The sequence below is a fragment of the Rhizobium sp. YJ-22 genome (assembly GCF_029601685.1).
Classification (GTDB): Bacteria; Pseudomonadota; Alphaproteobacteria; order Rhizobiales; family Rhizobiaceae; genus Metarhizobium.
Genome location: NZ_JARRIR010000004.1, coordinates 514,016 through 520,950, shown reverse-complemented (window position 1 = coordinate 520,950; position 6,935 = coordinate 514,016). Strand labels below are relative to the sequence as shown.

Genomic DNA, 6,935 nt, shown 5'->3' with positions numbered 1-6,935 from the left:
CCGACGGCGACACCACCAACGCCTTCGCACCGGGCGACACCTACGGCCCGTGGGGCGACTGGGCTGTCTGGGGCGGCATCGGCGGCAAGTTCTCCGACACGCTCGGCGCCAACCTGCAGCTCGCTTACACCGACAACGAAACCTTCGCTGCTGCTGCTAACCTGAAGTGGAACCCGGTACCGGGCCTGCTGATCCAGCCGGAAGTCACCTACACCAAGTGGGATTCGATCGACGAAGATCAGTGGAACGGCATGGTTCGCTTCCAGCGCACGTTCTAATCATCAGGCTTCGGCTTGTTGAAGGGAAGCCCGGCCAAAAGCCGGGCTTCTTTCGTTTTGGGTCTCAGGACGCCAGGCTTTGGCATTGGTGCGCTGCAATCGATCAATAAGCTGCGTTCGCCGGAACAAGCATCCGACGGCAGCAATGAATTCGGTTCTGTCGCGGGATAGGAAGCCGCGTCTCCCGGAGATGGGGACGTGGCTAAGATTAGTCGGAGGCGTTCAGGAAGTCGGCGATGACAGAGGCGATTCCGTCGACATGGAGCAGGGGTGCGTGGCCCTGGCCGCCGGCGGACAAAAGCATCGCGTTCGGATGTCGGCGCTGCATTTCGGAAACGGTTTCCAGGGAAAGCAGGGCGGTGTTTTCGCCGCGCACGATCAGCAGCGGCATGGATGTCATCTGCTCGAATTGTGCCCAAAGGTCGGGCAGGGGTTGGTCGAGATCGGCCGCCTGGAGTTGCTCGACGATCGCCCGGTCGAAATCGGCCTCGATCATGCCGTTGCGTTTTGCGTAGATCGCCTGCGCCATGTCGATCCAGTCGCGATCCTCAAGGATCGGAAAGGCGGGGCCGTGAACGGCTTTGAGTGCCAGAGCGGCCAAGGGCCAGTCGGAGGAGAGGTGTGTCCGGCTCAGGTAATTGCGAATCTGTTTCAGGCCCTCGGTTTCGATGCGCGGGCCGATATCGTTGAGCACGATGCGACGCAGCAGGGCCGGCCGCATGGCCGCAAGAAGATGCAGGATCAGCCCGCCGCGTGAGGTGCCGATGAAATCGGCGCGGTCTATGCCAAAAGCCTCACAGGCGGCGATCACATCCTGTGCCTCGACCAGCAGATTGTAATTGGCTTTGTTGTGGTCGCGGTCGGATTCCCCGCGGCCGCGATAATCCAGCGTCAGAACCCGGCGCGGTCTTGCCGCATCGCGCGAAAGGAAAAGCGCAAGCTGGTGAAAATCACGGGAATTGCGCGTCAGGCCGGGCAGGCAGACGATCGGAACCGTGTCGTCGAGTTGCAAACCATAATCGCGGGCATACAGCGTTAGCCCATCCGGACTGGCGAAAGTTCGCGGCGTGAAGCCGTTGTCCATTGTAGTCCCCCAAATAGTTTCCAGTCCGATCGCCTATCCCCTGCCGAAGCGTAGATCGTGTTCGATATCGGCGCTCTGGCCCAGCCGGCTTTTGTAGATCTGGTAATTCTCCATCACTCGCTGGACATAGCCGCGCGTTTCGGAAAAGGGAATGCGCTCGATCCAGTCGACCACCTCGTCGATGGATTTTCCGCGCGGATCGCCATACCGGGCGATCCATTCCGGCACGCGTTTCGGCCCGGCATTGTAGGCGACGAAGGTGAGAATATAGGAGCCGCCGAAGGCGTCGATCTGCTCACCGAGATAATGCGCGCCGAGCGTGGCGTTGTAGCCGGCATCGGAGGTCAGCTTGTCGGCCGAAAAGGACATGGCGTGGCGCACGGCCACGGCCTTGGCGGTCGAGGGCAGGAGCTGCAGCAGGCCACGGGCATTGGCGCGCGAGACGGCGGCAGGATTGAAGGCGCTTTCCTGCCGGGCGATGGCATAAGCCAGCGCCTTGCCGGAGGACGAGATGTTGGCGCTATCGGGAATGGCGCCGATCGGGAAGGCAAGGGCTGCGACATCGATGCCGCGCCCATAGGCGATCTTGCCGATCTGCAGCGACAATTGATGGCCGATGCCGGTTTCGGCCCGCGCCGTCAGAAGCGCCAGTTCGCCGGGGCTGTCGAGCTGTTCGGCCAGCGCCAGATAAAGACTGTTGGCGCGCCAGCCATGGCCGGCGGACTCCAGCCGGTCGATGGCGCGCACCGCCTCGCGGGCGGCAAAACGCTGGCGATCGGTTTCCGTCGGCTGTGGATAGGAGACGCTGACGGCATTGTTCTTCAGCCGTGCGGCGGCAAGCTGGCCGTAAAACGTGCCGGGATAGGCGGCGGCGCGGGAGAAATAACCCTGCGGCGTGCCGGGCCCGCCCACTTCGGCGGCCCGACCGAGCCAGTACCAGCCGCGCGATGCGGAAAGCGGCCGGCTGGAGGTATCGAGAATGCGCTTGAAATGCCGCGCGGCCGTGGCGCCGTCCTTCAACCCGCGCAGCGCATACCAGCCGGCATGGAATTCCGCCTCCACCACGTCGCTGGTATCGGTGGCGACCGAGGCGGCGACGACGTCGTAAGCGGCCTTGAATTGACCGCGGTCGGCGAGACCGCGGCTGACGATGCGCTGCTCCGACCACCACTCCGCAGGATTGACCAGCTTTTCGCGGTCCTTCGGCAATTGACGCAAAAGGGCAGCGGCATCGGTATATTTGCTCTGCCGGCGCAAAAGCTCGATACGCGCGAAGAGATAGCCGGGATCGTTGCGGAAGCGGACATCGACCGCGGAAATCAGCGCCGGAGCCTTGGAGGAATTCTGCATCACCGCCGCCCAGGCCGCATACAGCGATTGGGCCTGGCCGAGCTCGGCAAAGCGTTTGGCCTGCGCGATGCGGCTGCGAAACATCAGGAAATCCATGCGCATGCGATGGTCGTCCACGGACAGGAAGCCGGCATAATCCTTGATGATCCGGTCTTCGGTCGGCTTGTCCATGGCTTCTCTGGCCCAGAGCCGACGCAGGATCGGGCTGGCCTTGGCGGCATCGCCGCTGGCGACATAGGCGCGCACCAGGGCTAGTGATCCCTCGACGGTCTCCGGCGCCGTCTGGCCAAAGGCGGCAAGGACATCGGCCGGTGGCGGATTTTCCTCGAACAACGCCTTTTCGGAATTGCCCCGCAGCCGTGCCAGCCCCGGCCAGCCGGTCAATTCCTTTTGCGCGGCAGCGATCTCATGCGAAGGAACGCCACGCTGGCGCGACATGACGATCGCCCAGGTGAGCAGGTGCCGATCGAGTTCGGCCGCCGGCATGGAATCGCGAATGAGGAGCGCCCGGGCCGGATCCTTGTTAGACAGCGCATCCAGCCCCGCCTTTAGCGCCGGGGCGACGACGGGAACCGGCGGAGCGGGATCGGCGGGCGCCGTCATTGCCTCCAGCGCCGGCCTGGATTTCGGCACCGGCAGGAAGCCGTTCTCCAGAGGGCTTGCCATCAGGCTGCCGGCGCAGAGCGCGGCAAGGCCTGTATACGAAAGCAGGAAAGCGGAGATTTTCATCCGGTGTTGCGCTCCTTGAACGCCGGCGGAAAACGGCATCGGACAGAAGGACAGCTCAGGCTGAGAACGCAATCGTTTCAGGCTGAGTGTGTTTAACCCTAGCATAACGACGATGGCTTGCGCATGAAATTGGCTTGCCTGCGCCAGCCGCAGTCCGGTTTCGGGAAATATCCGGCTTGGCGTCTCTGCCAGCTTGTCGTCACGCAAGCACCTGTTTATGGTGCGCCAGCTTTAATCACGGAATGCGGCCGAAGCATGAGCGGCGGCCTCAAGGAGCGTTGCATGTTCAAGGGATCGATTCCCGCTCTCGTCACACCTTTCACGCAGGCTGGCGCCATCGATGAGGATGCCTTCGTCAAGCATGTCGAATGGCAGATCTCCGAAGGCAGCCACGGCCTCGTACCGGTCGGGACGACGGGCGAATCCCCGACGCTTTCGCATGCCGAGCATAAACGTGTGGTCGAGCTGTGCATTCAGGTCGCGGCAAAACGCGTGCCGGTCATTGCCGGCGCCGGCTCCAACAACACCACTGAAGCGATCGAGCTGGCGAGGCACGCGGAAGCTGCCGGCGCCGATGCCCTTCTGGTTGTCACCCCCTATTATAATCGTCCGACGCAGAAGGGCCTCATCGCGCATTTCGCGGCGGTTGCCGAAGGCACGCGACTGCCGATCATCATCTACAATATTCCCGGTCGCTCGGTTGTCGACATGACGCCGGAAACCATGGGCGCGCTGGCAAAGGCGCATTCGAATATTATCGGTGTCAAGGATGCCACCGGCCGCCTTGAGCGCGTGTCGGAACAGCGCATCACCTGCGGCAAGGATTTCGTCCAGCTTTCCGGCGAGGATGCAACTGCCCTCGGTTTCAACGCCCATGGCGGCGTCGGCTGCATTTCGGTGACGGCCAATGTTGCGCCGCGCCTCTGTGCCGACTTCCAGAAGGCGACGCTGGCAGGCGATTTCGCCGCGGCGCTGGAATTGCAGGATCGGCTGATGCCGCTTCACAAGGCAATCTTCCTGGAGCCCGGCGTCTGCGGCGCCAAATATGCGCTGTCGAAGCTCGGCCGCCTGAACCGCACGGCGCGCTCGCCGCTGCTCTCGACGCTGGAGCCGGTGACGGAAGCGGCCATCGATGCGGCGCTGCGCCATGCGGGCCTGCTGAACTGAAAGCAATTCCTGCAAAGTGTGAAGCGGTTCGGAATTGCGTTGAACAAGGGAAGGCGCCTTTTCGGGCCTCGTCTTCACAATGCGCTCCACTTGCCTTACATAAGGCCTGAACGACCGCCAAACCGGATCCCGTTTGGCGGTCTTGCTATCGATGGATGACGGATATGGCCCCGAAAGGCAGCGAACGCACGGTCAGAAAGATCGTCGCGGAAAACCGCAAGGCGCGGTTCAACTACGAGATCATCGACACCTACGAGGCCGGTCTGGTCCTGACCGGCACCGAGGTCAAGTCGTTGCGCGAGGGCAAGGCCAATATCGCCGAATCCTACGCCTCGGACGAGGGCGACGAGATCTGGCTGATCAATTCGCATCTGCCGGAATATCTGCAGGCCAACCGCTTCAACCACGAGCCGCGCCGCCGCCGCAAGCTGCTGCTCGGCAAGCGCGAGATCAACCGCTTGCGCGCCGCCATCAACCGCGAGGGCATGACGCTGGTGCCGCTGAAGATCTACTTCAACGACAAGGGCCGGGCGAAGCTCGAACTGGCGCTCGCCAAGGGCAAGAAGCTGCACGACAAGCGCGAGACCGAGAAGGAACGCGACTGGAACCGTCAGAAGTCGCGGCTGTTGAAGACGGGCTGAGGCCCTTCTTCCGTCAATGCTCGGACTTGTGCCCCAAGGATCTGCAACGCTTCGATTTGATGAGACGTTTGTAGATCCTAAGCCGAGGGATGACGTAGCGTGTGCGGGCAGGGCGTCCCTCGATCGCGCGCCGGAAACCGGCGCGCCGTTTTTCGTCAGGCATACCGCCGCTGATACTCGACCGTCCGTTCCTGATAAGTCATCGAACTGCCGACCTTGAAGCGGGAGACGAGACGGGCGAGCGTGTCGCTGGCCTGGGTCAGGTTCTGGGTCGAGAGATAGGTTTCCTGAACCATCTGTGCATTCTGTTGCGTCACGCGGTCCATGTTGGAGACGGCGGTGTTGATTTCGGCGACGCCGGTCGATTGCTCCTGTGCCGAGGTGGCGATGGCGCTAATATGTTCGTTGATGCCATGCACCTGCTGGCCGATGCTCGACAGTGCCTCGCCGGTGCGGTTGACCAGCGATACCCCGAGCATGACGTCCTGGAAGGACTTGTCGATCAGCGACTTGATTTCCTTGGCGGCATTGGCCGAACGCTGGGCGAGTTCGCGCACTTCTTGCGCCACGACGGCGAAGCCGCGCCCGGCTTCGCCGGCGCGCGCCGCCTCGACCCCGGCATTCAGCGCGAGCAGATTGGTCTGGAAGGCGATCTCGTCGATCACGCCGATGATCTGCGTGATTTTCTGCGACGAGGTCTCGATGGCGCTCATCGCCTGAACGGCCTGCCCGACCACCTCACCGGAGCGGTTGGCGGCATCGGCGGATTCGGCGACCGCGTTGCGAGCGTCGCGGCTGCGGATCGCCGATTGCTCGGAAATCGTCTTGATCTCCTCCAGGGCGGCCGCCGTCTGCTCCAGCGAGCTTGCCTGCTGCTCGGTACGCCGCGACATGTCGTCGGTCGCGGTCGACAGTTCCTGCGAATTGGTGGCAACGAGTTCCGAGGCCTTGATGATTTCGGCGAAAGTGCGCTCGAGGCCGGCGACGGACTTGTTGAAGTTTTCCTTGAGACGGTCGAATTGCGGCGCCAGTTTGGCCTCGATGGTCGAGGTCAGGTCGCCGTCGGCGAGGTCGTTGAGCGCGTTGTCGAGCGCCTTCAACGCTTCTTCCTGGTCGGCTTCCAGCGCCAGGCGCTGCTGCTCGGCCTTTTGGCGTTCGACCGCCAGCGCCTCCAGATAGGTGGAGATGGCATAGTCCATGTCGAGAAAGGCGCTCTTCATGATCGCCGACAGGCTGGCGGACAGTCTTCTCGCTTTCTTTTCCTGCAAGAAGCCCTTGAGTTCATGGCCAATGACCGCGCGCAGGATCTGTTCGACCATCAGCGCGTAGCCGCCGATATACCAGCGCGGCTCGAGTCCGAGGCGGGCATGGGTGCGGCCGATGGTGGTGACGGCGTTGACGTAATCCTGATCGAAACGCCCGGAGGAAATGCGTGCCCAATGCTTCTTCTGCATGGCCTTGGCCTGCCCGATATGGGCATCGCTGGAGAAGAAGCGTGCCGTTTCCGGCACGGACTTGACGCGGGCGTAGAACGTGTCGAGCGCATGGTCGAGCGAGCAGACGATGACCTCGGAAATTTCCGACATCGCCTGGACACTTTCGGCATTCAGGCTGACGAAATCCAGTCTTTCGCGCAATTGACGGATGTTGGAGTCGGGATTTTTCATGAGATCGTTCGCCAATTGG

6 protein-coding genes are annotated in these 6,935 nt (G+C 62.5%); 3 read left to right on the top strand and 3 right to left on the bottom strand.

Going from position 1 to position 6,935, the window contains the following annotated elements:
* Positions 1 to 278 (top strand): porin (locus P7F60_RS13120; protein ID WP_277918167.1); only part of this gene is annotated, 278 nt, incomplete at its 5' end.
* 208 nt (positions 279 to 486) lie between these two features.
* On the opposite strand, the gene P7F60_RS13115 is transcribed toward P7F60_RS13120, so the two are convergent.
* Positions 487 to 1,362: an alpha/beta hydrolase gene (locus P7F60_RS13115; protein WP_277918166.1), complete on the bottom strand. Its 876-nt coding sequence runs from the start codon at positions 1,360 to 1,362 to the stop codon at positions 487 to 489.
* A gap of 33 nt (positions 1,363 to 1,395) precedes the next feature.
* Positions 1,396 to 3,441, bottom strand: a complete 2,046-nt coding sequence (locus P7F60_RS13110; RefSeq protein ID WP_277918165.1) for a lytic transglycosylase domain-containing protein — start codon at positions 3,439 to 3,441, stop codon at positions 1,396 to 1,398.
* Positions 3,442 to 3,723: 282 nt separating this feature from the next.
* On the opposite strand from P7F60_RS13110, the gene dapA reads away from it, so the two are divergent.
* Both dapA and smpB read left to right on the top strand, forming a co-directional pair.
* Entirely contained in the window at positions 3,724 to 4,608 is an 885-nt protein-coding gene (gene dapA / locus P7F60_RS13105; RefSeq protein ID WP_277918164.1) for a 4-hydroxy-tetrahydrodipicolinate synthase, read from the top strand.
* Positions 4,609 to 4,772: 164 nt separating this feature from the next.
* Positions 4,773 to 5,249, top strand: a complete 477-nt coding sequence (smpB, locus tag P7F60_RS13100; RefSeq protein ID WP_277918163.1) for an SsrA-binding protein SmpB — start codon at positions 4,773 to 4,775, stop codon at positions 5,247 to 5,249.
* Positions 5,250 to 5,404: 155 nt separating this feature from the next.
* On the opposite strand, the gene P7F60_RS13095 is transcribed toward smpB, so the two are convergent.
* Complete coding sequence (locus P7F60_RS13095; protein WP_277918162.1) at positions 5,405 to 6,916, bottom strand: globin-coupled sensor protein; 1,512 nt, start codon at positions 6,914 to 6,916, stop codon at positions 5,405 to 5,407.
* Positions 6,917 to 6,935: the final 19 nt, after the last annotated feature.

Excerpts from the sequence above, each read along its gene's own strand:
- P7F60_RS13095 (WP_277918162.1), bottom strand. The coding sequence starts at position 6,916 with ATGAAAAATCCCGACTCCAACATCCGTCAATTGCGCGAAAGACTGGAT.
- P7F60_RS13115 (WP_277918166.1), bottom strand. The coding sequence starts at position 1,362 with ATGGACAACGGCTTCACGCCGCGAACTTTCGCCAGTCCGGATGGGCTA.
- dapA (WP_277918164.1), top strand. The coding sequence starts at position 3,724 with ATGTTCAAGGGATCGATTCCCGCTCTCGTCACACCTTTCACGCAGGCT.
- smpB (WP_277918163.1), top strand. The coding sequence starts at position 4,773 with ATGGCCCCGAAAGGCAGCGAACGCACGGTCAGAAAGATCGTCGCGGAA.
- P7F60_RS13110 (WP_277918165.1), bottom strand. The coding sequence starts at position 3,441 with ATGAAAATCTCCGCTTTCCTGCTTTCGTATACAGGCCTTGCCGCGCTC.